The sequence below is a fragment of the Pseudomonas sp. FDAARGOS_380 genome, assembly GCF_002591235.1.
In the GTDB taxonomy this organism is placed as follows: Bacteria; Pseudomonadota; Gammaproteobacteria; order Pseudomonadales; family Pseudomonadaceae; genus Aquipseudomonas; species Aquipseudomonas salmasensis.
The window spans coordinates 3384814-3407238 of record NZ_CP023969.1 but is presented as its reverse complement, the minus strand read 5'-3'; the positions used below and the strand labels follow the sequence as shown (position 1 = coordinate 3407238).

Annotated in this window: 21 protein-coding genes and 2 pseudogenes; 11 read left to right on the top strand and 12 right to left on the bottom strand. The window is 58.9% G+C overall.

Features of this window, described 5'->3' with window-relative positions:
• Positions 1 to 463: 463 nt before the first annotated feature.
• The 4 genes from CRN80_RS15965 to CRN80_RS15950 all read left to right on the top strand — a co-directional run bounded on the left by CRN80_RS15965 (position 464) and on the right by CRN80_RS15950 (position 4124).
• Complete coding sequence (locus tag CRN80_RS15965) at positions 464 to 697, top strand: DUF6124 family protein (protein ID WP_032895589.1); 234 nt, start codon at positions 464 to 466, stop codon at positions 695 to 697.
• A gap of 710 nt (positions 698 to 1407) precedes the next feature.
• Positions 1408 to 2040, top strand: coding sequence for a glutathione S-transferase family protein (locus CRN80_RS15960; RefSeq protein ID WP_098950542.1), 633 nt, complete (start codon positions 1408 to 1410; stop codon positions 2038 to 2040).
• Between the two features lie 84 nt (positions 2041 to 2124).
• Positions 2125 to 3531 (top strand): MFS transporter, encoded by a 1407-nt coding sequence (locus CRN80_RS15955; protein WP_098950541.1) that lies wholly within the window; start codon positions 2125 to 2127, stop codon positions 3529 to 3531.
• A 131-nt stretch (positions 3532 to 3662) separates the two neighbouring features.
• Positions 3663 to 4124 carry a hypothetical protein gene (locus tag CRN80_RS15950; RefSeq protein ID WP_098950540.1) on the top strand — a complete coding sequence of 154 codons (462 nt, stop codon included), beginning with the start codon at positions 3663 to 3665 and terminating at the stop codon, positions 4122 to 4124.
• Between the two features lie 141 nt (positions 4125 to 4265).
• Here CRN80_RS15950 and CRN80_RS32145 read toward each other — a convergent pair.
• The 3 genes and pseudogenes from CRN80_RS32145 to CRN80_RS15940 all read right to left on the bottom strand — a co-directional run.
• Positions 4266 to 4661 (bottom strand): annotated as a pseudogene (locus tag CRN80_RS32145) (methyl-accepting chemotaxis protein); the annotation flags it as partial.
• A 198-nt stretch (positions 4662 to 4859) separates the two neighbouring features.
• Positions 4860 to 5480: pseudogene (locus CRN80_RS32140) on the bottom strand (PAS domain-containing protein); the annotation flags it as partial.
• A gap of 293 nt (positions 5481 to 5773) precedes the next feature.
• On the bottom strand, positions 5774 to 6724 hold the full coding sequence (locus tag CRN80_RS15940; RefSeq protein WP_098950538.1) for an aliphatic sulfonate ABC transporter substrate-binding protein: 951 nt from the start codon (positions 6722 to 6724) through the stop codon (positions 5774 to 5776).
• Between the two features lie 310 nt (positions 6725 to 7034).
• Here CRN80_RS15940 and CRN80_RS15935 point away from each other — a divergent pair, with 310 nt between their 5' ends.
• Positions 7035 to 7448, top strand: a complete 414-nt coding sequence (locus CRN80_RS15935) for a GNAT family N-acetyltransferase (protein ID WP_098950537.1) — start codon at positions 7035 to 7037, stop codon at positions 7446 to 7448.
• A gap of 119 nt (positions 7449 to 7567) precedes the next feature.
• Here the strand turns inward: CRN80_RS15935 and def are convergent, their stop codons facing one another.
• From def to CRN80_RS15920, 3 genes are all read right to left on the bottom strand, one after another.
• Positions 7568 to 8107 (bottom strand): peptide deformylase, encoded by a 540-nt coding sequence (gene def, locus CRN80_RS15930; protein ID WP_003193731.1) that lies wholly within the window; start codon positions 8105 to 8107, stop codon positions 7568 to 7570.
• A complete protein-coding gene (locus CRN80_RS15925) occupies positions 8104 to 9057 on the bottom strand; it encodes a YihY/virulence factor BrkB family protein (protein WP_032895581.1) in 954 nt (317 codons plus the stop codon). The genes def and CRN80_RS15925 overlap by 4 nt, the downstream gene beginning before the upstream one ends.
• Before the next feature lie 180 nt (positions 9058 to 9237).
• Positions 9238 to 9423 carry a CsbD family protein gene (locus CRN80_RS15920; RefSeq protein WP_003193737.1) on the bottom strand — a complete coding sequence of 62 codons (186 nt, stop codon included), beginning with the start codon at positions 9421 to 9423 and terminating at the stop codon, positions 9238 to 9240.
• Between the two features lie 201 nt (positions 9424 to 9624).
• On the opposite strand from CRN80_RS15920, the gene CRN80_RS15915 reads away from it, so the two are divergent.
• Positions 9625 to 10002, top strand: a complete 378-nt coding sequence (locus tag CRN80_RS15915; RefSeq protein WP_098950536.1) for a hypothetical protein — start codon at positions 9625 to 9627, stop codon at positions 10000 to 10002.
• A 164-nt stretch (positions 10003 to 10166) separates the two neighbouring features.
• Here the strand turns inward: CRN80_RS15915 and fadD1 are convergent, their stop codons facing one another.
• Together fadD1 and fadD2 are read right to left on the bottom strand one after the other, a co-directional pair.
• On the bottom strand, positions 10167 to 11858 hold the full coding sequence (fadD1, locus tag CRN80_RS15910; RefSeq protein WP_098950535.1) for a long-chain-fatty-acid--CoA ligase FadD1: 1692 nt from the start codon (positions 11856 to 11858) through the stop codon (positions 10167 to 10169).
• Positions 11859 to 12641: 783 nt separating this feature from the next.
• Complete coding sequence (fadD2, locus tag CRN80_RS15900) at positions 12642 to 14330, bottom strand: long-chain-fatty-acid--CoA ligase FadD2 (RefSeq protein WP_003193743.1); 1689 nt, start codon at positions 14328 to 14330, stop codon at positions 12642 to 12644.
• Between the two features lie 219 nt (positions 14331 to 14549).
• Here fadD2 and CRN80_RS15895 point away from each other — a divergent pair, with 219 nt between their 5' ends.
• Complete coding sequence (locus tag CRN80_RS15895) at positions 14550 to 15494, top strand: alpha/beta hydrolase (protein ID WP_098950534.1); 945 nt, start codon at positions 14550 to 14552, stop codon at positions 15492 to 15494.
• Positions 15495 to 15550: 56 nt separating this feature from the next.
• Positions 15551 to 16021: a MaoC family dehydratase gene (locus tag CRN80_RS15890; protein ID WP_003193747.1), complete on the top strand. Its 471-nt coding sequence runs from the start codon at positions 15551 to 15553 to the stop codon at positions 16019 to 16021.
• A 129-nt stretch (positions 16022 to 16150) separates the two neighbouring features.
• On the opposite strand, the gene CRN80_RS15885 is transcribed toward CRN80_RS15890, so the two are convergent.
• The gene (locus CRN80_RS15885) at positions 16151 to 16618 is read right to left on the bottom strand and encodes a PA2169 family four-helix-bundle protein (RefSeq protein WP_098950533.1); all 468 of its coding nucleotides are present in this window, start codon (positions 16616 to 16618) and stop codon (positions 16151 to 16153) included.
• A 204-nt stretch (positions 16619 to 16822) separates the two neighbouring features.
• Between CRN80_RS15885 and CRN80_RS15880 the strand changes: the two genes are divergently transcribed.
• Positions 16823 to 17059, top strand: a complete 237-nt coding sequence (locus CRN80_RS15880; protein WP_098950532.1) for a DUF3820 family protein — start codon at positions 16823 to 16825, stop codon at positions 17057 to 17059.
• Positions 17060 to 17070: 11 nt separating this feature from the next.
• The gene (locus tag CRN80_RS15875) at positions 17071 to 18246 is read left to right on the top strand and encodes an aminotransferase class V-fold PLP-dependent enzyme (RefSeq protein WP_098950531.1); all 1176 of its coding nucleotides are present in this window, start codon (positions 17071 to 17073) and stop codon (positions 18244 to 18246) included.
• A 199-nt stretch (positions 18247 to 18445) separates the two neighbouring features.
• Here CRN80_RS15875 and CRN80_RS15870 read toward each other — a convergent pair whose 3' ends face one another.
• Genes CRN80_RS15870 through zwf form a run of 3 tightly spaced genes read right to left on the bottom strand, consistent with a single transcriptional unit; the run spans position 18446 to position 21295 of the window.
• A complete protein-coding gene (locus CRN80_RS15870) occupies positions 18446 to 19111 on the bottom strand; it encodes a bifunctional 4-hydroxy-2-oxoglutarate aldolase/2-dehydro-3-deoxy-phosphogluconate aldolase (RefSeq protein WP_026067364.1) in 666 nt (221 codons plus the stop codon).
• Between the two features lie 17 nt (positions 19112 to 19128).
• The gene (gene pgl, locus CRN80_RS15865; RefSeq protein WP_098950530.1) at positions 19129 to 19842 is read right to left on the bottom strand and encodes a 6-phosphogluconolactonase; all 714 of its coding nucleotides are present in this window, start codon (positions 19840 to 19842) and stop codon (positions 19129 to 19131) included.
• Positions 19829 to 21295, bottom strand: a complete 1467-nt coding sequence (gene zwf / locus CRN80_RS15860) for a glucose-6-phosphate dehydrogenase (protein WP_098950529.1) — start codon at positions 21293 to 21295, stop codon at positions 19829 to 19831. Before zwf ends, pgl begins: the two co-directional genes overlap by 14 nt.
• A gap of 220 nt (positions 21296 to 21515) precedes the next feature.
• Here zwf and CRN80_RS15855 point away from each other — a divergent pair, with 220 nt between their 5' ends.
• A complete protein-coding gene (locus CRN80_RS15855; RefSeq protein ID WP_169856377.1) occupies positions 21516 to 22376 on the top strand; it encodes a MurR/RpiR family transcriptional regulator in 861 nt (286 codons plus the stop codon).
• Positions 22377 to 22425: the final 49 nt, after the last annotated feature.

Below are 22425 nucleotides of genomic sequence, written 5' to 3'. Positions count from 1 at the left end.
CGCTTGGTCAGGCAAGTGCTTGCCTTTTCTGATCTCTGCCCAACCTCGCTATAGCTCCCAAACGTCTGGTAAATTGCCCCTGTCGTCTGCCCACCTGATACTCAGAGTTCCTACGTAATCGTGTAAGAGCAGTCAGAGCGCTGTGGGACGCCTGTAGGAAGTGCCTGACATTGCAGCAAGTGCCTTGCTCCGCTGCCTACGCTTACGTCAGAATCCGCCGGCTTGTGCGCCTCGGTGGCGGTCTCTAAGGTTTGACGGTCGCTGAATTTCTCGGTGATCGGGTTTAGTAGCCTGAGCTTCCTCACACAAGATGCATGAGCCTATCGATGCTTGATGGTGGCTGTGCGCAGGGCGCCTTCGGGTGCGCCGGGTTTGTGTGGGATACCGGTCTACTAACCTGCGTACAGCTGCCACCCTTCGTTTAGTAGCGATGAGGTATCAGCCCAAAACAGGTATTTCAACAATGCAAAGCATCCATCCCACGCATACGCTTTTCACAGTCATCCCTGATACTTCCCTCGAATCTTTACTGACCAACAGCTACGAAACCGTCTGCTCCGTCAGCACCCTCCTGCTCGACCTATCCGATGACCTCACTGGCAAACACCGCGATGTAGCCCTGGCCATTCATCAATTGAGCGAGCTGAGCGTATTGCTGGTGGGCAAGGCCATGGACCAACACACACCACGCTGCTGAATCCCTGTGGGAGCTGGCTTGCCTGCGATAGCCATAGGTATCTACACAACTTTTGGGCTGTAGCAGCCAACGGTAACCACGATGCGAAGCGAGCCGCTCTTGATCTTGATCTGCTTTTGATCTTAGGCGCCCCGTTAAACCACGCTGGCCGGAATTCGACAGGGATTTGGGGGGTAAACCGGCAGGGATGCCGGTTTAGCCGCCCCGCGCCATGGATGGCGCGTGGCGGCGGCCCCCCAAATCACTGGCGAATTACGGGCACACCGAGCCTAAGCGAGGTGCCGAGTGGTGGGGCAAGAGCGTTTTGCTTACTTTTGCGCTTTTCAAAAGTGAGCCGCCGTCAGGGCGGAACCCTAAGTGGCCGTTGCCTAAATAATGGATATGTACCCGGTCCAACTGTGTTGACTGTTAGGCCGCCTTCGCAGGCAAGCCAGCTCCCACAATTGGATCGTGGGGTGTCAGATAGATAGGCGTCGGCTATCCGGCCGTCACGGGAGCAAGCTCCCTCGCCACAGGTTCAGCGTCGCACCAAAGTTGTGTAGATTACCTATGCTGCGATAGCGGTGTATCAGGCAACACCTTCATTGACTGACACAACGCTATCCCAGGCAAGCCAGCTCCCACATTTTCGACCGTGCCCGCTTCACACCCTCGCCGCCATGCCCGGCCCCTGCTAGATTGGTCATTCTCTTAGATGCCAGGGAAGCACCATGGGCCATTCACTGAAAATCTTGGGTCGTACCTCCTCCATCAACGTGCGCAAAGTACTGTGGACCTGCCAGGAACTGGGCATCGATTATGTGCGCGAAGACTGGGGCACAGGCTTCAAGCCCACTCAATCCCCCGATTTCCTCGCCTTGAACCCCAATGCCCAGGTACCGGTGCTGATCGACGACCATGGCGTGCTGTGGGAGTCCAATACCATTTGCCGCTACCTGGTCGGCCTCTATCAGCGCCATGACTTGCTACCCGTTGAGCCTGCCTTGCGTGCACGGGTCGAACAGTGGATGGACTGGCAGGCCACCGAACTCAACCCCTCGTGGGGCTATGCGTTCCACGCACTGGTGCGTCAAAACCCGGACTATCAGGACCCGCAACGCATCCAGGCGGGTGTGCAGGCCTGGAATGACAAGATGGCCTTGCTGGAACAACAGTTGACCAAAACCTGCGCCTACGTCGCCGGCGAAGAGTTCACCCTCGCAGACATCTTGATAGGCCTTTCTGTGCATCGATGGCAGATGACCCCCATGGAGCGCCCACCCTACCCCGCCATCGCGGCGTATTACCAACGCCTCAGCCAGCACGCCGGCTTCAAGACCTTCGCTCTCGACGGCCATAATTAGAAAAGCAGTTGCGCGCTTTAAGCACTCCCAAACAAAAGCGGTGTGGCTTAAAGCCTACAACTTGCCGCTAACTGAAGGTTATTCATGCCCACACTCGCCGCCTGCGTCTCAGACCCCACCCGTGCCGCCCACATCAGCGCCCGCATCGACCGCCTGCCCGCCGTCGCCACTATTTGGCGCTTGGTGGCATTGCTCTCCATCGGCGGTTTTTTCGAGCTGTATGACCTGTTCCAAACCGCCTATATCAGCCCTGGCCTGATCAGCGACGGGATTTTTCATACCGGCAGCGAAGGTGTGTTCGGCTTCTCGGACCAGGCCGCTTTCGCCTCGGCCACATTCCTGGGCCTGTTCTTCGGGGCCAGCCTGCTCAGCCCCATCGCCGACCGCTTCGGCCGCCGCGCGATCTTTACCTTTGCGTTGGTCTGGTACACGGTGGCCACCGTGTTGATGGGCATTCAGACCTCGGCCGTGGGTATTATCTGCATGCGCTTTCTGGTGGGCATTGGCCTTGGCATCGAACTGGTGACCATCGACGCCTACCTTTCGGAACTGGTGCCCAAGCGCATGCGCAGTTCGGCGTTTGCCTTCGCGTTTTTTATCCAGTTTCTGTCGGTACCGGCCGTGGCGTTGATGTCATGGTGGCTGGTGCCACAGGCGCCGTTCGGTATCGCGGGCTGGCGCTGGGTGGTGCTCTCAAGTGCGGTGTTTGCGCTGTTTATCTGGCAACTGCGCAAGCGCCTGCCGGAGTCACCGCGCTGGCTTGCACAACAGGGCCGCTTCGAAGAAGCCGACACGATCCTGAACAACCTGGAGGCACGCTGCCAAAAGGATCACGGCAAGCCGCTGGACGAGCCGGAGCCCGAAGCGATCAGCGTGCAAGGCAGTGGCCGTTTCGCCGATATCTGGCAGCCGCCCTACCGTCGCCGCGCCTTGATGCTGATCGTGTTTCATGTATTCCAGGCCATCGGCTTCTTCGGCTTTGGCAACTGGCTGCCGGCCTTGCTCTCGGGCCAGGGTGTCAGCGTGACCCACAGCCTGCTCTATGCCTTCATCATCACCCTCGCCTACCCGCTGGGCCCGCTGTTGTTCGTCAAGGTGGCCAACCGCTTTGAAAACAAATGGCAGATTGTCGGCTCGGCCATGGGGGCAGTGATCTTCGGCAGCCTGTTTGCCCTGCAAACCACGGCGTTAGGGCTGATTTTCTGCGGGGTGATGATCACCTTCTGCAACGCCTGGCTGAGCTTCAGTTATCACTCCTACCAGAGCGAATTATTCCCCACCAATATCCGTGCACGGGCGGTGGGGTTCTGTTATTCGTTCAGCCGTTTATCCACGGTGTTCAGCAGTTTGTTGATCGGTTTTATCCTCGAACACCTGGGCACGCCGGGTGTGTTGGCGTTTATCGCCAGCAGCATGTTGATCGTGATGATTACCATCAGTTGGTTCGGGCCACGCACGCGCAACCTGGCGCTGGAGAACATCGCTCACTGACGGCAACGGTTGGCCGCACAAGGAGAAGGCTTGCCGCGCCGACGACTCCCGCCCCAGTAAACACTGGGGTCCGGCACCCGGCACAGTATTTGCTCCAGCTGTCGCACGTCTGTTTTCATAGGTGACCGATCATGCTGGTTAACAACTCTCAAGCGGCGTCAAACGTGCAACAGATCACGCGACCCGACATGGACCCCGCCAACGCCGCCGCCAGTGCGCTGTACAGCGGCGCTTTGCAGGCTGCGCAACACAGCGTTACAGTGCCGGCCGCGCAGAGGGAATTGGACAAGGCCAGCGATCGCATCGACGAAGCCTTCGCCAAGACCCGCGTGCAGTTACAGGCCACGACTAACGGGGCGCGTGCCGAGTTCACCGAATACATGAGCAAATCCCCAGCCGAACGTATTCGTGAACAGTTGCTCAGGGAACAAGGGCTGACCGAAGAACAAGTGCAGGCAATGCCCCAGGAAAAACAAGACGCCATCGCCAAACAAGTGGCCGAGCGCTTGAAGGAGCAGCAACAGCAGCAGATAGCGGCGAAGGCCACTGCTTCGCCAGCCCAAACAGTGAAGGAAACCTTGGCCGCGATCTGAGCCACACAGCAGAGCAACTGTGCGGGCTTGCTCGCGAAAGCAGAGTGCCAGTCACTGATAAGTTGGCTGAAGCACCGCATTCGCGAGCAAGCCCGCTCCCACACTTGGACCTTTTTTACATGGGATCAGCTCAGTGTTCAGTTATTGCAATTGCAACGTCGAATTGAACTGACTGATCGCATCCACCACATGCCGTGCCCCTTCCTGGATCTCGAGGATCACCTGCCCCGCCTCGTTCGCCAACTCCACGCCCAGGCCCGTGCGGCTCAAGCTCGACTGCATGCTCGACACTGCGCTCAACGACAGGTCGTGGTTCTTGCGTACCACGTCCACGATCTCAACGGTGGCCTGGCTGGTGCGTGCAGCGAGGCTGCGCACTTCATCGGCCACCACCGCAAACCCACGCCCGTGCTCGCCCGCGCGCGCGGCTTCAATTGCCGCATTCAGGGCCAGCATGTTGGTTTGTTCGGCAATGCTGCGGATGGTTTGCACGATGGCACCGATGATGTCCGACTGCTTGCTCACCGCATCGATGCTCTGCGCCGCCTGGTTAAGGTCGTGGGACATGGCTTCAATGATCTGCACCGTTTGCTGCACCACCTGCGAGCCCTTGCGGGCGCAGGCATCGTTCTGTACCGAAGTGGCGTGGGCCGAGTCGGCGGCCGTGCGCAGGGTGCTGACTTGCTCGGTGATATCGCTGGCGAACTTCACCACTTTGTACAAGCGCCCATGCGTATCGAAGATGGGGTTGTAAGAGGCTTCCAGAAACAGGGTCTTGCCGTATTTGTTTTTACGTTCGAAGCGGTGGGAGTGAAACTCACCGCGATTGAGTGAAGCCCAAAACGCCTTATACGCCGGGGACTCCACTTCGCTGCGGTGGCAAAACATGCTGTGATGCTGGCCGATGATTTCTTCGCGCGTGTACTGCACCGTGCGCAAGAAGTTGTCGTTGGCATTGAGGATGTGGCCCTGTGGCGTGAATTCGATCACCGCCATGGAACGACTGATGGCGTCGATCAGACTTTGGTTTTCGTGTTCGTGATGGACCCGTGCGGAAATATCCGCCGCCACCTTGATCACACTGCGTACCTGATGGTCGCTGTCCAGCACTGGCAAGTAGCTGGCTTCCAGCCACACTTGCTCACCGCGCTTGTTAAGGCGCATGAAGGTGCCGCTGAGCGCCTCGCCTCGCGCCAGGTCGCGCCACAACTGGTGGTAGGCATCGGTGTGGGTATACGCCTCCTCGCAAAACAGACGGTGATGTTTGCCACGGATCTCCTCGACGCCGTAGCCCATGGTTTGGCAAAAACGTTCGTTGGCATTCAGGATCACTCCCGTGCGGTCGAACTCGATCATCGCCATGGAGCGGCTAATGGCGGCAAGCTTGGCGTTGGCTTCGGTGAGAGCACAGGAAAAACGCTGGATTTCTTGCAGGTCGGATTTGTGCTGGCGGTTGAACATGGTCAGATCACCCTAGATTCCCGGCGCCTGGAGGGCGCATTCCATTCATACGTTGGATATTTCTGGTACACCTGCATGGGGAAATAACCATTGGAAACGCTTTATCGGCCAAGCGTCGTTAACGGTTCTGGGTGAGCATAGACAGGCCTTGGCACTCTGCAAGGCCACTAATCCGCCAGCATTGCTGCTCAGGGATGACCAAGGGGCTTAAAGACAGCCTGCTGCACATCGACTTTTTTCGGGATCAGGCCGTTGGCAAAAAACAGGTCAGCGGTGCGTTGCTGGTTGGCGATGTCGATGGCCTCCAAAGGGCGGATCGGCTCAGGCGAGCGATGTTCGAAGTAGCTTTTGACCACCGCCGGTTGCAGCCCCAAAGTGCCGGCCATCAGCGCGATGCTCGCGTCGGGCTGGTCAAGCGATAGGCGCTGGGCCTTGCCTAGTGTCTGGATAATCGTGGCGATGGCCTCGGGGTGCTGCTTGGCAAACGGGTGGTTGACCACGAAGAAACTGCCCGCAGGGTTCAACCCTTGCCCATCCCCCAGCACGCGTGCCGAACCGTCGATCACGGCGGCCGAGTAGTACGGGTCCCACACTACCCAGGCATCCACCTTGCCTTGTTCGAATGCGGCTCGGCCGTCGGAAGGCGACAGGTACACCACGTTCACATCCTTCCACTGCAACCCGGCGCGCAGCAGGCTCTTGAGGAACAAGTTGTGTGCACTGGAGCCCTTGAGCAACGCCACGCGCTTGCCCTTGAGTTCAGCCACGGTCTGCACGCTACTGGCCTTGGGCACCAGCACCGCTTCGGTCTTGCCCTCGTTAGGCTCGACGGCGAAGTATTGCAAGTCGATCCCGGCCGCCTGGGCGAAGATCGGCGGGATATCGCCAATGTTGCCAATGTCCAGGCTGCCGGCGTTGAGCGCTTCGATCAGTGGCGGGCCGCCGAGAAATTCGGTCCACTGCACCTGGGTGCCGGGCAGCGCCGCTTCAAAAAGTTTGTGCTCACGGGCGAGCACCATGCTGACCGAGCTTTTCTGGTAGCCGATGCGCAGCGTGGAAGGTTCGGCCGCCGAGGTGGGTTGCGCCAGTATCGCCAATGCCAGCAGCGCGCTGCCCAGCAGGTGTTTGATTGCTTTCATAAGTTGCCTCTTGGTGGTTCGATTCACAACAGGGTCAGAGTGGGCACAGCCAGGGCGGGAGGTGCATGGATTTCAGGGCCGGTAACAGGCGATGTCTTCGGCGTGAGCACGGGAGTTGAGGGGGCGGTGCAAGCGGCGCCGGACATAGTGGCTCCTTCTTAATAGGTTGCGGGGTATGTCCGGTGTTCCGGTGAAGCGATCCTAACAAGGCGGCTTATGCTTTAATAATACTTAAAGCGTATTTTTATATAACCATATGCAAGTCCCGCAGAGGCTACAATGCGCGCCTCGCCCTCTGAGTGGTTTTGACATGCACATCGAACGGCTGGCGCCGCCGCTATGGCCCTTACTGAATAAGTTTTACCGCAGCCATGACTCGTCGATGAAGGCACTCAAGGACGGGCAATTGTGGGTGGCGCGCGACAGCGAGATTGTGGCCGGTTTGTGCCTGAGCCCGGTGGTGGGTGGGCAGTGGCTCACGGGGGTGTTTGTGGCGCCGACTCATCGTGGCCAGGGGCTGGCGGCTCGATTGATCGGCGAGGCCGTGGCGAGTTCTGAGGGGACGGTTTGGTTGCTGTGCCATCCGGACCTGGAAGGGTTGTATCAGGGGATGGGGTTCAGCCAGGACACGGTTTTGCCACAATCATTGAGTGAACGGCTGGTGCGCTACAAGCGTAATAAACCGATGATTGCGATGGGGCTCAATGCCCTGGATAAACGCTGACCCATGTGGGAGCTGGCTTGCCTGCGATAGCGGTGGGCCAGCCACCTTATTTGTAGCTGATACACCGCCATCGCAGGCAAGCCAGCTCCCACAGTTGAACTGTAGGTGTGCCAGTAACGTTATTCGTCAGCCGTTGGGTCCAGCTCCGGGAACATCACTTCAATAAACCCGAATTTGCTGAAGTCGGTGATCCGCGACGGGTACAGCCGGCCGATCAAATGGTCGCACTCATGCTGCACCACCCGCGCATGGAAGCCGTCGGCAAAGCGTACGATCGGCTCGCCTTTGGGGTCGAACCCTTCGTAGCGGATCTGCTGGTAACGGTTCACGGCGCCACGCAGGCCGGGCACCGACAGGCAACCTTCATAGCCCTCTTCCAGCACCGGGCTGAGCGGTGTGATCAGCGGGTTGATCAGGATGGTCTGCGGCACCGGTGGCGCGTCCGGGTAGCGTTCGCTGGCTTCGAAACCGAAGATCACCAGTTGCAGGTCCACGCCAATCTGCGGCGCGGCCAGGCCAACGCCGCCCACGTGCTCCATGGTCTGGAACATATCGTCGATCAGTTGCCACAACTCAGGGCTGTCGAACATTTCCGGCGGCACCGGCGGGGCGATACGCAGCAGGCGCTCGTCGCCCATTTTCAGGATTTCACGGATCATTGCTCAGGCTCGGTCATGGGCTTGGAGTGGTCCCGGCCTAGGCCAGAGACGTGTTGTTTTTCATCGGTGTGGCCCGGCTCGCCTATTTCCTTCTCACCAGGGTCCTTGCCCTCGGCAGACATGTGTTCGATCACGGCGTTCATCTCTGCGCCCAGCAACAGTACGGCGGCAGAGATGTAGAAATACAGGAGCAAGACAATGATCGCGCCGATGCTGCCATACATGGCGTTGTAGTCCGCGAAGGTTTTGACGTAGTAGCCAAAGCCCAGGGAGGCGACGATCCATACCACCACGGCCAAGACGGAGCCTGGGGTGATAAAGCGAAATTCCTGCTCCACGTCCGGCATCACGTAGTACATGAGGGCCACGGCGAACATCAACAAGATCACAATCAGCGGCCAGCGCAGGATGGTCCACAGCGTGACCACGAACTCCTGCATGCCGATCTGCCCGGCCAGCCATTCCATGACCTGCGGGCCCAGCACCATCAGCGCGGCGGCGGCCAGCAGCATACCGGCGATGCCCACGGTGTAGAAAATCGACAGCGGGAAACGCTTCCAGATCGGCCGCCCTTCGACCACGTCGTAGGCAGCGTTCATGGCGCTCATCATCAGGCGCACGCCCGCAGAGGCCGTCCACAGCGCGATGACGATACCCACCGAGAGCAAGCCACCCTTGGACTGCTGCAACTGGTCGATCACCGGGTTGACCTGTTCCAGCGCCTGGGGAGGCAACACCAGCTCCGATTGCAGGCGCAGCCAACTGAAGAAGTCCGGCAGGTGCAGGAAGCCGATCAGGGCAATGAGGAACAGCAGGAACGGAAACAACGAGAACAGCATCTGGTAGGCCAGTGCCGAGGCGTAGGTAGGCATCTCGTCATCGACGAATTCCTTGATGGTGCGTACCAGCACCTTGTGCAGCTTGAGACCATCGAGTACCGGAAAAAGCATAGCGTCTCCTTTCGCCGCAAAGAGGTTGAGTTCGTGGGCGACTCAGGGGCCGTTTTCTACATCAAAGTAGCCCATTTGGCGACTTTGAAACAATTTCGAAAGTTTAGTTGCACGCTCAGATACAAAAACGGCCATCCGTGGATGGCCGTCGGGCTGCTGGGGGCTGCCCGCCAGGACGTATTACTCAGTGGCTTTTTTCACTGCGTCCTTGGTCTTGCCCACTGCTTGCTGCGCTTCGCCTTTTTTCTCTTGGATCACGCCTTCAGCACGCAGTTTGTCGTTGTCTGTGACTTTACCGACGCCTTGCTTGATGTTACCCACAGCTTCGTTCGCCAAGCCCTTTACCTTATCGGAAGTGCTGCTCATGGTATTACTCCTGATAACAATCAAATGGTTTTTGGTCACTACGTAGCGGTTGACCTGAAGCGCAACGGCAGAGTTTCAATTATTTTTGCGCAAGCATTTCATCGAATGCGGCAGGTTTGGCTTTATGTTTTGCAGCCAACCCATGAGAATGCCCGGCACATTCAGGCTGCAACGCTGAATAACAGATCCCGTAGGAAGGTTATGAAACTCAATAAAGCACAGGCCATTGCCCGCAGAAACCAGGAACTGGGCGGTGCCGTACTCGGCGTCAACAACTGCCACTTCACCGACCTGGACCGCAAACGCAACATCTGGTGGTTCGACCTGCCGGTGGGGCGCATTGCCGTGGGCCAGTACGAGTGGGTCCACCTGTTGATGCACAACGCCGACACCGACCAGTTGCTGCACCTGAAGGTGCCGACCGTGTTCCTGCGTGAAAAACTCGAAGGGCTGGTGGTGCGCAATGCGGGCAAGCGCAAGCCGGAGATTACCCTGGAGCTAAGCGCGGATAAGGACTCGTTCTTGAAAGATGTTCGCCCCGCCGGTGCGGGTGTGAGCTTCGCGCAGTTCGCCCTGTAAAAACCGTGCGGGCGGCCCTGACAGGCTCTTTGTAGGAGCGAGCTTGCTCGCGAAAAACTCACAGGCACCGCGTTTATCCAGCAAGCACGCGTTACCGTTGACGTTTTTCGCGAGCAAGCTCGCTCCTACATAAAAAACCCCGCATCAGCGGGGTTTTTTATGGGTTACTTTTTGAGGCCTAGCTTCTTAAGCTCTTCATCACGCAATTCACGCCGCAAGATCTTGCCCACGTTGGTGGTCGGCAACGCATCACGGAACTCCACGGCCTTGGGCACCTTGTAGCCGGTGACGTTGGCGCGCATGTGTTCCATCACCTGGTCCTTGGTGAGCGTAGCCCCTGGCTTGACCACGATGAACAGCTTGATGTGCTCACCGGATTTTTCATCCGGCACGCCGATGGCCGCACACTGCAGCACGCCCGGCAGGCCCGCGAGCACGTCTTCCAGCTCGTTGGGGTAGACGTTGAAACCGGAGACCAGAATCATGTCCTTCTTGCGGTCGACGATACGCATGTAGCCGTCTGGCTGGATGATCGCGATGTCGCCGGTCTTCAGCCAGCCCTCGCTGTCGAGCATCTCGTCGGTGGCGTCCTGGCGCTGCCAGTAGCCCTTCATCACTTGCGGACCTTTCACACACAGCTCGCCGGTTTCACCCAGTGCAAGCTCGGTGCCGTCGTCGGCGATGACTTTACACGCGGTGGAAGGCACCGGAATGCCAATGGTGCCGATCTGGATGTGCTGGATCGGGTTGACCGTGGCCACCGGGCTGGTTTCGGTCATGCCGTAACCTTCGCAGATCGCGCAGCCGGTCACCGCCTTCCAACGCTCCGCCGCAGCCAGTTGCAACGCCATGCCGCCCGACAGGGTGACCTTCAGCGCAGAGAAGTCCAGCTTGCGGAAACCTTCGTTGTTGCACAGTGCCACGAACAGGGTGTTGAGGCCGACGAAGCCGCTGAACTTCCACTTCGACAGTTCCTTGACCATCGCCGGCAGGTCGCGCGGGTTGCTGATCAGGATGTTGTGGTTGCCGATCAGCATCATCGCCATGCAATGAAAGGTGAAGGCATAGATGTGGTACAGCGGCAGCGGCGTGATCAGGATCTCGCAGCCTTCGTTGAGGTTGGAGCCCATCAGCGCCTTGCATTGCAGCATGTTGGCGACGAGGTTGCGGTGGGTCAGCATCGCGCCCTTGGCCACGCCGGTGGTACCGCCGGTGTATTGCAACACGGCCACATCGCCGCTGGCCGGGCTGGCATCGTTGACCGGCTGGCCATGGCCCTTGGCGAGTACATCGTTGAACTTGATGGCCTGGGGCAAGTGATAGGCCGGGACCATTTTCTTCACGTACTTGATCACGCTGTTGATCAGCACGCGCTTGAACGGCGAGAGCAGGTCGGCAACTTCGGTGACGATCACGTGCTTGACGGCAGTCTTGGACACGACTTTTTCAGCCAGGTGCGCCATGTTGGCCAGGCAAACCAGGGCCTTGGCCCCAGAATCATTGAACTGGTGTTCCATTTCCCGCGCGGTGTACAGCGGGTTGGTGTTGACCACGATCAGGCCGGCGCGGATCGCACCGAATACCGCGACCGGGTATTGCAGAACGTTGGGCAGTTGCACGGCGATTCGATCGCCAGGCTTCAAGTCGGTATGCTGTTGCAGATAGGCGGCAAATGCGCCGGACAATTCGTACAGTTCACCGTAGGTGATGGTCTTGCCCAGGTTGCTGAAAGCCGGTTTGTTAGCGAAGCGCTGGCAGGACTGCTTCAGTACCGCCTGAATATTCGGATACTCGTCTGGATTGATCTGTGCAGCAATCCCGGCGGGGTACTTATCCTTCCAAAAGTCTTCATTCATGGAAGCCCACTCCTCAGCGACGCGAATTCATCATCGCATTTGATGCGATTATTATTGGTGTATGTTTTTAGGTGAATCTGGCGCTTTCAAGCAGGCCTAGAAGTCACAAAGCGCGCCGAGAGTAGCAGCTTTGCCAAGGGCCGCCTAGAGCCAAAAGAGGGCCCTACAGTCATAAACATGACTCAAGAATATCCAATGGTCACTTTTAGAGCAAAAATTCTATAACACCAGGAATGGCTCTAGAACAAGCTCTCAAGGGTGCAGAATGACGATGTGGGAGCTGGCTTGCCTGCGATAGCGGTGGCTCAGTCAATTCAACACGTGACTGAAACACTGCTATCGCAGCATAGGTATCTACATAACTATGTAGGCTGTAGCAGCCAACGGTAACCACGATGCGAAGCGAGCCGCTCTTGATCTTGATCTGCTTGTGATCTTGATCTCAGGCGCCCCGTCAAACCACGCTGGCCGGAATTCGACAGGGATTTGGGGGGTAAACCGGCAGGGATGCCGGTTTAGCCGCCCCGCGCCATGGATGGCGCGTGGCGGCGGCCCCCCAAATCACTGGCGGATTACGGGCACACCGAGCCTAAGCGAGGTGCCGAGTGGTGGGGCAAGAGCCCTTTGGTTACTTTGGGGCTTTTCCAAAGTGACCCGCCGTCAGGGCGGAACCCTAAGTGGCCGTTACCTAAATAACGGATATGTACCCGGTCCAACTGTGTTAACTGTTAGGCCGCCTTCGCAGGCAAGCCAGCTCCCACATTTTTTGCACCCGGTTTCAATTCAAGCGATGTCGCGCAGCTCCCGGCGCAGAATTTTCCCCACCGGTGTCATCGGCAACGACTCCCTCAACACAATATGCTTGGGCACCTTGTACCCGGTGAAGTTGGCCTTGCAGTACGCCTTCAGTTCCTCAAGGCTCACCCCCTGGGCCCGTGCCACCACGAACAGCTTCACCGCCTCCCCTGTGCGCTCGTCCGGCACGCCGATCACGGCGCAGTTGGCCACGGCCGGGTGGGCCATGATCACGTCTTCGATTTCGTTGGGGTACACGTTGAAACCCGAGACGATGATCAGATCCTTCTTGCGATCCACAATGCTGATGTAGCCATCGGTGTCGATCACCGCAATGTCACCGGTCTTCAACCAGCCATCGGCGTCCAGGGTTTCGGCGGTGGCGGCCGGTTGCTGCCAGTAGCCCTTCATCACTTGCGGGCCCTGAATGCACAACTCGCCACGCTCGCCCAACGGCAGTTCTTGGCCCAGGTCATCCACGACTTTCATCGCCGTACCCGGTACCGGGATGCCCACGGTGCCCAGGCGCGACAGGCCGCCGTAGGGGTTGGTGCTGGCCACCGGCGAGGTTTCGGTAAGGCCATAGCCTTCGCCGATGGCGCAGCCGGTCAATGCCTTCCAGCGTTCCGCCGTGGCCTTGACCAGGGCAGTGCCGCCGGAGTTGGTGATCTTCAGGTGGGAGAAATCCAGGGTCTTGAAATCCGGGTGGTCCATCAGCGCCACAAACAGTGTGTTCAGCCCCAACAGGCCGGAGAACTGCCACTGCTTGAGCTCCTTGATAAACCCGCCGATGTCCCGTGGGTTGGTGATCAGCACGTTGTGGTTGCCGGAGACCATCATGCACATGCAATTGGCCGTGAATGCATAGATGTGGTACAGCGGCAGCGGTGCAATCATCACCTCCTGCCCTTCCTTGATCAGCGGATGGCCGTCGTCGCCCAGTTGCGACATGCACGCCCGCACCTGCTGCATATTCGCCACCAGGTTGCCGTGGGTGAGCATCGCGCCTTTGGCCAGGCCGGTGGTGCCGCCGGTGTATTGCAGCACGGCGACGTCGTCCAGGGTCACCGGATGACGCGTCACCCCAAGGCCCGCGCCCATGCGCAGGGCGCGCTTGAACGACACTGCCCGCGGCAGGTGGTAGGCCGGAACCATCTTCTTGACTTTGTCGACCACGGTGTTGACCAGCCAGCCTTTGGCGGCAGGCATGAAATCGCCCATCCTGGCTTCGATCAGGTAGTCGATCTCGGTGTCGGTGCACACCTCCTGTACCCGCGAACCGAACAGGTTGAGGTAGACCAGCGCGCGCACACCGGCGTCCTTGAACTGGTGGCGCATCTCGCGCGGGGTATACAGCGGGTTAGTGTTGACCACGATCAGCCCGGCGCGCAGTGCGCCGAACACCGCCACCGGGTAATGCAGTACGTTGGGCAACTGCACCGCGATGCGCTCGCCGGGCTTGAGGTCGGTGTGCTGCTGCAGGTAACCGGCAAACGCCGCACTCTGGCGTTCAAGCTCGGCGTAGGTGAGGGTAATGCCCATGCTGCTGAATGCCGGACGGTCGGCGAAGGTCTTGCAGGAACGCTCGAACACCTCGATCACCGACTTGTAGGTGCTGAGGTCGATGGCATTGGGGACGCCCGCCGCGCGTTTGTCATTCCAGAAATCAGGTTGCATTATTCTTGTCCTCTATACCTGAGTGTGTCCGGCCGCTGCCATGCAGATGTGCAGCAATAAGAAGCGGAGCTTTGGGGAAGTTAGCAGCTATGGCCAAACAGGCAAGACGCTGAACTGTGTCATTGATTGTATGAATCTTGCACCTAAGGCGTAGGCAGATACCCCGCCCAGCGGCGGATGAGCTATACAATGCAACCACCCTGAGCAAAGGAAGCCGCCATGAACCACAGCACCTTCTGGCTGACCGCGAACGACCACACCCGTCTGTACGTCAATCAATGGATACCCGACATCCCGCCCAGGGCCGTGGTGATGATCTCTCATGGAATGGCCGAGCATGGCGGCCGCTATGCGCGCCTGGCGCAGGCATTGTGTGCAGCAGGCCTGGGTGTGTATGCGCTGGACCAGCGTGGGCATGGCCGCACTGCAGAGGCCGGCACCGTTGGGCTATATGCTGAAACGGATGGCTGGAACAAAGTAGTGGGCGATCTGGCCAGCCTTAATCAGCACATTGGCCAACAGCATCCAGGGCTGCCGATCATCTTGCTGGGCCACAGTATGGGCAGCTATATCTCCCAGGCGTACTTGCTGCATCACAGCGCCAGCTTGCATGGCGCAATACTCAGCGGCTCGAATTTCCAACCGGTGGCCCTCTACCGTGCAGCGCAGATCATTGCGCGCATCGAGCGAGCGCGCCAAGGCCTGCGAGGGCGCAGTGCGTTGATCGACTTCCTGTCGTTCGGCTCATTCAACAAAGCCTTCAAACCCAATCGCACCGCCTTTGACTGGCTCAGCCGCGACCCGGTTGAAGTGGACAACTACATCAACGACCCACTCTGTGGCTTTCGTTGCACCAATCAACTGTGGATCGACCTGTTGGGCGGCTTGCAGCAGATCAGCAAAGTCTCCAACCTGGCGCAGATCGACCCCGGCCTGCCGATCCTGGTGATGGGCGGCGATTGTGATCCGGTGAGTGAAGGCAAGCGTCTCAAGAACCTGGCCCACGCCCTGCGTGAAGCTGGCTGCCAGCACGTACAATTGACGCTCTACCCGCAGGCGCGCCATGAAGTGTTCAACGAAACCAACCGGGATGAAGTCACCGCCGACCTGCTGGCCTGGCTCGACCAGGCGCTGGCGTTGCGCAGGCCCGCCCGCTGCGAATAGTTTTTGCTTTAAAATCAGCCGATTAATTACCGTTAAGCCACAGGATGCACCTTGAGATGACCCAGGTAACCAACACCCCGTACGAAGCGCTTGAAGTGGGCCAGACTGCCAGCTTCAGCAAAACCGTCGAAGAGCGCGATATCCAGCTGTTCGCCGCCATGTCGGGTGACCACAACCCGGTGCACCTGGACGCCGAATACGCCAAGGCGACCATGTTCAAGGAGCGCATCGCCCATGGCATGTTCAGCGGTGCGCTGATCAGCGCTGCGGTGGCCTGCGAGCTGCCTGGGCCGGGCACGATTTACATCGGCCAGCAGATGACCTTTCAGAAGCCGGTGAAGATCGGCGACACCCTGACCGTGCGCTTGGAAATCCTCGAGAAACTGCCGAAGTTTCGCGTGCGCATTGCCACTCGGGTGTTCAACCAGCGCGATGAGTTGGTGGTAGATGGCGAGGCAGAGATTCTGGCGCCGCGTAAGCAGCAAGTCGTGACCTTGACCGAATTGCCGCCGATCAGCATCGGCTGATCCAGCCGCTGTATAAAACAAATGTGGGAGCGGGCTTGCTCGCGAATGCGGTGTGTCAGTCAATACAACAGTAACTGATCCACCGCTTTCGCGAGCAAGCCCGCTCCCACACTAGGTCCAGCGTATGGCTTACGACTGAGCGCGAGCCTGGTTACGCAGGGCTTTTACCTGGTCGTGGTTGCGCTGTACACCGTGGTACTGACGCTCAACCAAGTCACGAATGCCCACCAGGTTGTGCTTGTTGATCTTCTCGATGGCTTCCTCGTAAGCCTTCAGTGCGTGGTCTTCACCGCGCTCGGCTTCGTTCAATACCGCCTCTTCATCCTTGCCGGTGACCATCGACTTCACGTCGACCCACCCACGGTGCAGGGCGCCGGCAACACTGCCAGACTTCTCTGGATCGCCGCCCAGGGCACGCACAGCCGTTTTCAGCTCTTCGGCAGCGGTACCGCAATCAGCGGAACGCTTGGCAAACAGTGCCTTGAGTTCTGGATGCTTGATGTCTTCAGCGCATTCCTTGAAACCCTTTTGGCCGTCGATGCTGGTCTCGATCAGGTCGTTGAGTACGGAGATCGATTCTTTGTTGATATCAGTCATTTTTCAATTCCTTGTACGGGTTAGAAGGTTGCGTTGGTTATTGCAGCGCCCGTGCCAGGTTTTCAAAAATTATTTTTATGTTTAATTTCAACAAGTTACGAATTATTGAACCATCTGTATCTTGGTTATTTGCATGATCTGTCATTTGGCCTTCATGCAGAATGCCTGTATTTTCGAAAGCCTGGCCTCAACCCTGCGACGCTCATGAATCCCGAAAAACTCGAACTGCTCATCACCCGCCAAATGCCTTTCGGCAAATACAAAGACCGGATCATTGCCGACCTGCCTGGGCCCTACCTTAATTGGTTCGCCCGTGAAGGTTTCCCCCACGGGGAACTGGGCGGTTTGCTGGCCTTGATGCAGGAAATCGACCACAACGGCCTGTCCGAATTGCTCGAACCACTGCGCGCCAAACACGGTAAACCCGCCCCCCGCCACTAAAGAGATTCACCATGCCAAGGAATGCCGATAACGAAGCGTACTGGCAGGCCATCGCTCAGCGCTATGAGTGTGAGCCCGGCCCGATCAACCTGGAAAACGGCTACTTCGGGCGCATGAGCCGCGCGGTGCAGGCCCAATACCTTGAGCACATCAGCTTTATCAACCGCAGCAACGCGGTGCATGTGCGCCAGCGCTTTGAGCAGGGTGAAAACAACGAGATACGGCGCCAGTTGGCCGGGTTGATTGATGTCGACCCGGAGTCGGTCGCTTTCACCCGTAACGCCACCGAAGCCTTGCAGTCGCTGATCCGCAACTACAACCGCCTGCAACCGGGCGACCAGGTGCTGATCAGCGATCTGGAGTACGACACGGTCAAAGGCGCCATGCGCTGGTTGGCAGCGAATCGCGGCGTGGAAGTGATAGAGGTGGCCCACACCCACCCGGCCACTTTCGACAGCCTGGTGCAGACTTACCACGACGCCTTCGCACAGTACCCGCGCCTGAAGCTCATGGCCTTGACCCATGTAACCCATCGCACCGGCCTGGTCATGCCGGTTGCGGCCATTGCCAAGGCCGCGCGCGAACGCGCAATCGACGTGATCCTCGACGGCGCTCACGCCTTGGGCCAGGTCGAATTCAACCTGGCCGAACTGGGCATTCAGTTCGCAGGCTTCAACCTGCACAAATGGATCGGTGCACCGCTGACCCTGGGCTTTTTGTACATCGCACCCGAGCGCCTGGCGGATATCGACCCGGACATGGGCGAGTTTCACTACCCAGCCACCGATGTGCGAGCGCGTACGTCCTACAGCACGCCGAACTTTCCGGCGCTGATGACCTTACCCCTGGTGTTTGAAGAGCATCGACAATTGGGTGGCGCCGCCGCTAAGGGCGCACGCGTCAATTACCTGCGCAACCTGTGGGTGAACCAGGTGCGGCCGTTGGCGGGGATTGAAGTGCTGACTCCGGATGATCCGCGACTGTACTGCGGCATTACGGCCTTCAAGTTCATCGGACGGGATCAGCAAGTGATGGTGGACCGGTTGCTCAAGGAGCATGGTCTGTTCACCACTACGCGCACGGGCGCGGCGTTTGGCACCTGTATCCGGGTGACGCCGGGGCTGGTGACGTCGGCGGCGGACATCAATGCGCTGGTCCACGCGATCACCCAACTAAACACCGATTAAAACTGTGGGAGCTGGCTTGCTCGCGAAAGCGCGATACCAGTCACTAGATGCGTTGACTGACCCGCCGCATTCGCGAGCAAGCCCGCTCCCACATTTGGATCCAGGGTGGTTTTGGGTTTTCATCAGGCAAAAAAAAGCGGCACACCGACCAAGTGCGCCGCAAAAATGCCGTTAAGCACAGCAACAACGATTCTATAAATCAGTCAAGCAGCGCCAGCGCCTGGGCAGTGACTTCCTGGATACGTGCCCAGTCGCCGTTCTTGACCCACTCCGGATCCAGCATCCAGCTCCCGCCCACGCACATCACGTTTTTCAACGCCATGTAGCTCTTGATATTGGCCGGGCCAACACCGCCAGTCGGGCAGAATTTCACTTCGCCGAACGGGCCGCCAAGGGCCTTAATGGCGGCAACGCCACCGCTGACTTCAGCCGGGAACAGTTTGAAGCGGCGATAACCCAGGCCGTAGCCTTCCATGATGCCGGAGGCGTTGCTGATGCCCGGCAGCAGCGGGATCGGGCTGTGCACCGAGGCTTCCAGCAAGTCACGGGTGATACCGGGGGTGACGATAAATTGCGAGCCTGCCACTTCTGCCGCTTCGAGCATGTGACGGTCGAGCACGGTACCGGCACCGGTGCACAGCTCAGGACGTTGCTCGCGCAAGACCTGAATGGCTTTAAGGCCGAACTCGGAACGCAGGGTCACTTCCAACGCGGTCAAACCGCCGGCTGCCAGGGCGTCGGCCAACGGCAGGATGTCCTGCTCGCGGGCAATGGTGATCACCGGCAGGATCCGCGCCTTGGCGCAGAGGCTGTCGATCAAGGCAACTTTATCCGCCATGGACACGGTCGGTTGAGGGCTTTTCATAGCGGCTGATCCTTGGCTCATGGGCACCAGTAAATCTCTAGAGTAGGTTGCAAAAACGCGCGAATCGGCATGGCAGCAACATCGTCGCTGGCCAAGGCGGCGCTCAAGGTCGTCAATTTCGAACTGCCGGAAATCGACAGCACGGTGTAGTCGGCCGTGGCCAGCAACGCACGACTCATGGTCAGGCGCTGGTGCGGCACAGTGGGCGCCAGCATCGGCCAGCAACGGCGGGTACCGTCGGCCTTCAGCGCTTCACTCAGGTTGGGGCTGTTGGGGAACAGCGATGCGGTGTGGCCGTCATCGCCCATGCCCAGCACCAGCACATCAATGGCTGGCAACTCGCCCAGCAGGCGATCGGCCTGCTCGGCAGCGTCTTCTAGGTTGGCGGCAGGGCTGTACAGGCTCATGAACTTCGCCTTGGCCGCCGGGCCTTGCAGCAAGTGTTGCTTCAACAGGCCAGCATTGCTGTCGGCGTGTTCGACCGGCACCCAGCGTTCATCGGCCAGGGTGATGGTGACCTTGGACCAGTCCAGGCCCTGCTTGGCCAGGTTCTGGAAAAACGCCACGGGGCTGCGGCCACCGGACACCACCAACGTCGCCTCGCCACGGGCACTGATGGCCCCGCGCAGTTGCTCGGCCACGTCATTGGCCAGGCCATCGGCCAGCAGCGCAGGCGTACGGTACTCATGGGCAGTGACGCCCTGAGGCAGTTTCAATTCAGATATCGCCATACCACGACCTCCCATCCCGCGTGATCAGTGCAATGGAGCTCATCGGCCCCCAGGACCCCGCCGCATACGGCTTGGGCGCATCACCGGATTTTTTCCACCCGGCGATCAACTGGTCACACCACTTCCACGCGGCTTCGATTTCATCTTTGCGAACAAACAGGTTCTGATTGCCGCGCATCACTTCCAGCAACAATCGCTCGTAGGCATCGGGGATGCGTGCGCTGCGATAGGTGTCGGAAAAATTCAGTTGCAGTGGCCCGCTGCGCAGTTGCATGCCTTTGTCCAGGCCCTGCTCCTTGGTCATCACGCGCAAGGAAATACCTTCGTCCGGCTGCAGGCGGATGATCAGCTTGTTGCTGATCTGCAGGCGCTGCTCGGGGGCGAAGATGTAGTGGGACGGTTCCTTGAAGTGGATGACAATCTGCGACAGCTTTTGCGGCATGCGCTTGCCGGTACGCAGGTAGAACGGCACGCCGGCCCAGCGCCAGTTACGGATATCGGCACGCAGGGCAACGAACGTCTCGGTGTCGCTCTGGGTGTTGGAGTTGTCTTCTTCCAGGTAACCCGGCACGGCTTTACCGGCGCTGTAGCCGGCGATGTACTGGCCGCGCACCACTTGGGTAGTCAGGCCCTCGGGACTGATCGGCGCCAGGGCCTTGAGCACCTTGACCTTCTCGTCGCGGATGCTGTCGGCGGATAGGTCGGCCGGCGGGTCCATGGCAATCAGGCAAAGCAGTTGCAACAGGTGGTTCTGGATCATATCGCGCAGCTGGCCGGCCTTGTCGAAATAGCCCCAACGGCCTTCGATGCCAACCTGCTCGGCCACGGTGATTTCCACGTGGGAAATGTAGTTCTGGTTCCACTGGGTTTCGAACAGGCTGTTGGCGAAACGCAGGGCGATCAGGTTCTGCACCGTCTCTTTGCCCAGGTAGTGGTCGATGCGATAGGTGCGGTTTTCCGGGAAAAACTGCGCCACGGCGTCATTGACTTTGCGCGACGACTCCAGGTCAGAACCGATGGGTTTTTCCAGCACCACGCGGGTATTTTCCGCCAGGCCGACCTTGGACAGGTTTTCGCAGATCGCGCCGTACACCGCCGCCGGGGTGGCGAAGTAGGCAATCAGGCGTTGCTCGCTGCCGACCTTTTCGGCGAGGGCAACGTAGTCGTCGGCCTTCATGAAGTCGACATGCACATACGAAAGGCGCGCGAGGAAACGCTGGGCCACGGCTTCGTCGAGTTCCTTGCCGACGTACTTACGCAATTCTTTTTCGATATGGGCCAGGTGTTGCTGCTCGGAGCCGGCTTCACGGGCCAGGGCCAGGATGCGTGTGTCGTCGTGCAGCAACCCGGCGCCATCGAGTTGGTAAAGGGCAGGAAATAACTTGCGCAGCGCCAGATCACCCAAGGCGCCAAACAGGGCAAAGGTGCAGGGTTCCACGGTTATCGAAGGCATGATGTTTGTTCTTTTATCAAGTTAAGCTACAAATACCTTTTTTCAAGGCATCACTCAAGGAAAAATGTAGTAATAACCACAACATTTTCCGGAAATACGCATTGCGAGTGGTGGTGTTCAGCTACCCTCAGTAGGATAGGCCACCGCGAAAAGCCACTCATCGATTGGTTACCGCCTTTTTATTTGCATCGTCGCCCGAAGGAAAGACTGAATGGACCGCGTGCGAAATCTTCTGGAACAGATCCGGAACCGCCTCGAAGAATTGAACAAGGCCGAGCGCAAAGTCGCTGAAGTGATCCTGCTCAACCCGCAGCAGGCCACACGCTTCTCGATCGCCGCACTCGCCCAGGCCGCCTCGGTCAGTGAACCGACGGTCAACCGTTTCTGCCGTTCGTTCGGTGTCAGCGGTTACCCTGAACTTAAATTGCAGTTGGCGCAAAGCCTGGCCAGTGGCGCCGCGTATGTCAGCCGCGCCGTGGAAGCCGATGATAACCCCGAGGCCTACACCCAGAAGATCTTTGGCAGCGCCATTGCCTCCCTGGACAGTGCCTGCCAGGCCCTGGACCCCGCGCTGATCAGCAAGGCCGTGGACTTGTTGATCCAGGCACGGCAGATCCACTTCTTTGGCCTGGGCGCTTCAGCCCCCGTGGCCATGGACGCGCTGCACAAGTTCTTCCGCTTCAACCTGGCAGTGACCGCCCACGCCGACGTGCTGATGCAACGCATGATCGCCTCGGTGGCGCACACCGGTGAGTTGTTCGTGATCATTTCCTACACTGGCCGTACCCGCGAGCTGGTGGAAGTGGCGCGTATCGCTCGGGAAAACGGTGCATCAGTGTTGGGCGTGACCGCCGAGAACTCGCCGCTGGCCAAGGCCAGTACGGTGAGCCTGAACATCCCGTTGCCGGAAGACACCGATATCTACATGCCGATGACTTCTCGGATTATCCAATTGACGGTGCTGGATGTGCTGGCGACCGGTATGACCTTGCGTCGTGGGGTGGATTTCCAGCCGCATTTGCGCAAGATCAAAGAGAGCTTGAATGACAGCCGGTATCCGGTGGGGGATGAGTTCAACTAAATAGTCGGGCTCTATGCCAGCCGTTCCGGCCTCTTCGCGAGCAAGCCCG

Excerpts from the sequence above, each read along its gene's own strand:
- CRN80_RS15965 (WP_032895589.1), top strand. The coding sequence starts at position 464 with ATGCAAAGCATCCATCCCACGCATACGCTTTTCACAGTCATCCCTGAT.
- CRN80_RS15960 (WP_098950542.1), top strand. The coding sequence starts at position 1,408 with ATGGGCCATTCACTGAAAATCTTGGGTCGTACCTCCTCCATCAACGTG.
- CRN80_RS15955 (WP_098950541.1), top strand. The coding sequence starts at position 2,125 with ATGCCCACACTCGCCGCCTGCGTCTCAGACCCCACCCGTGCCGCCCAC.
- CRN80_RS15950 (WP_098950540.1), top strand. The coding sequence starts at position 3,663 with ATGCTGGTTAACAACTCTCAAGCGGCGTCAAACGTGCAACAGATCACG.
- CRN80_RS15940 (WP_098950538.1), bottom strand. The coding sequence starts at position 6,724 with ATGAAAGCAATCAAACACCTGCTGGGCAGCGCGCTGCTGGCATTGGCG.
- CRN80_RS15935 (WP_098950537.1), top strand. The coding sequence starts at position 7,035 with ATGCACATCGAACGGCTGGCGCCGCCGCTATGGCCCTTACTGAATAAG.
- def (WP_003193731.1), bottom strand. The coding sequence starts at position 8,107 with ATGATCCGTGAAATCCTGAAAATGGGCGACGAGCGCCTGCTGCGTATC.
- CRN80_RS15925 (WP_032895581.1), bottom strand. The coding sequence starts at position 9,057 with ATGCTTTTTCCGGTACTCGATGGTCTCAAGCTGCACAAGGTGCTGGTA.
- CRN80_RS15920 (WP_003193737.1), bottom strand. The coding sequence starts at position 9,423 with ATGAGCAGCACTTCCGATAAGGTAAAGGGCTTGGCGAACGAAGCTGTG.
- CRN80_RS15915 (WP_098950536.1), top strand. The coding sequence starts at position 9,625 with ATGAAACTCAATAAAGCACAGGCCATTGCCCGCAGAAACCAGGAACTG.
- fadD1 (WP_098950535.1), bottom strand. The coding sequence starts at position 11,858 with ATGAATGAAGACTTTTGGAAGGATAAGTACCCCGCCGGGATTGCTGCA.
- fadD2 (WP_003193743.1), bottom strand. The coding sequence starts at position 14,330 with ATGCAACCTGATTTCTGGAATGACAAACGCGCGGCGGGCGTCCCCAAT.
- CRN80_RS15895 (WP_098950534.1), top strand. The coding sequence starts at position 14,550 with ATGAACCACAGCACCTTCTGGCTGACCGCGAACGACCACACCCGTCTG.
- CRN80_RS15890 (WP_003193747.1), top strand. The coding sequence starts at position 15,551 with ATGACCCAGGTAACCAACACCCCGTACGAAGCGCTTGAAGTGGGCCAG.
- CRN80_RS15885 (WP_098950533.1), bottom strand. The coding sequence starts at position 16,618 with ATGACTGATATCAACAAAGAATCGATCTCCGTACTCAACGACCTGATC.
- CRN80_RS15880 (WP_098950532.1), top strand. The coding sequence starts at position 16,823 with ATGAATCCCGAAAAACTCGAACTGCTCATCACCCGCCAAATGCCTTTC.
- CRN80_RS15875 (WP_098950531.1), top strand. The coding sequence starts at position 17,071 with ATGCCAAGGAATGCCGATAACGAAGCGTACTGGCAGGCCATCGCTCAG.
- CRN80_RS15870 (WP_026067364.1), bottom strand. The coding sequence starts at position 19,111 with ATGAAAAGCCCTCAACCGACCGTGTCCATGGCGGATAAAGTTGCCTTG.
- pgl (WP_098950530.1), bottom strand. The coding sequence starts at position 19,842 with ATGGCGATATCTGAATTGAAACTGCCTCAGGGCGTCACTGCCCATGAG.
- zwf (WP_098950529.1), bottom strand. The coding sequence starts at position 21,295 with ATGCCTTCGATAACCGTGGAACCCTGCACCTTTGCCCTGTTTGGCGCC.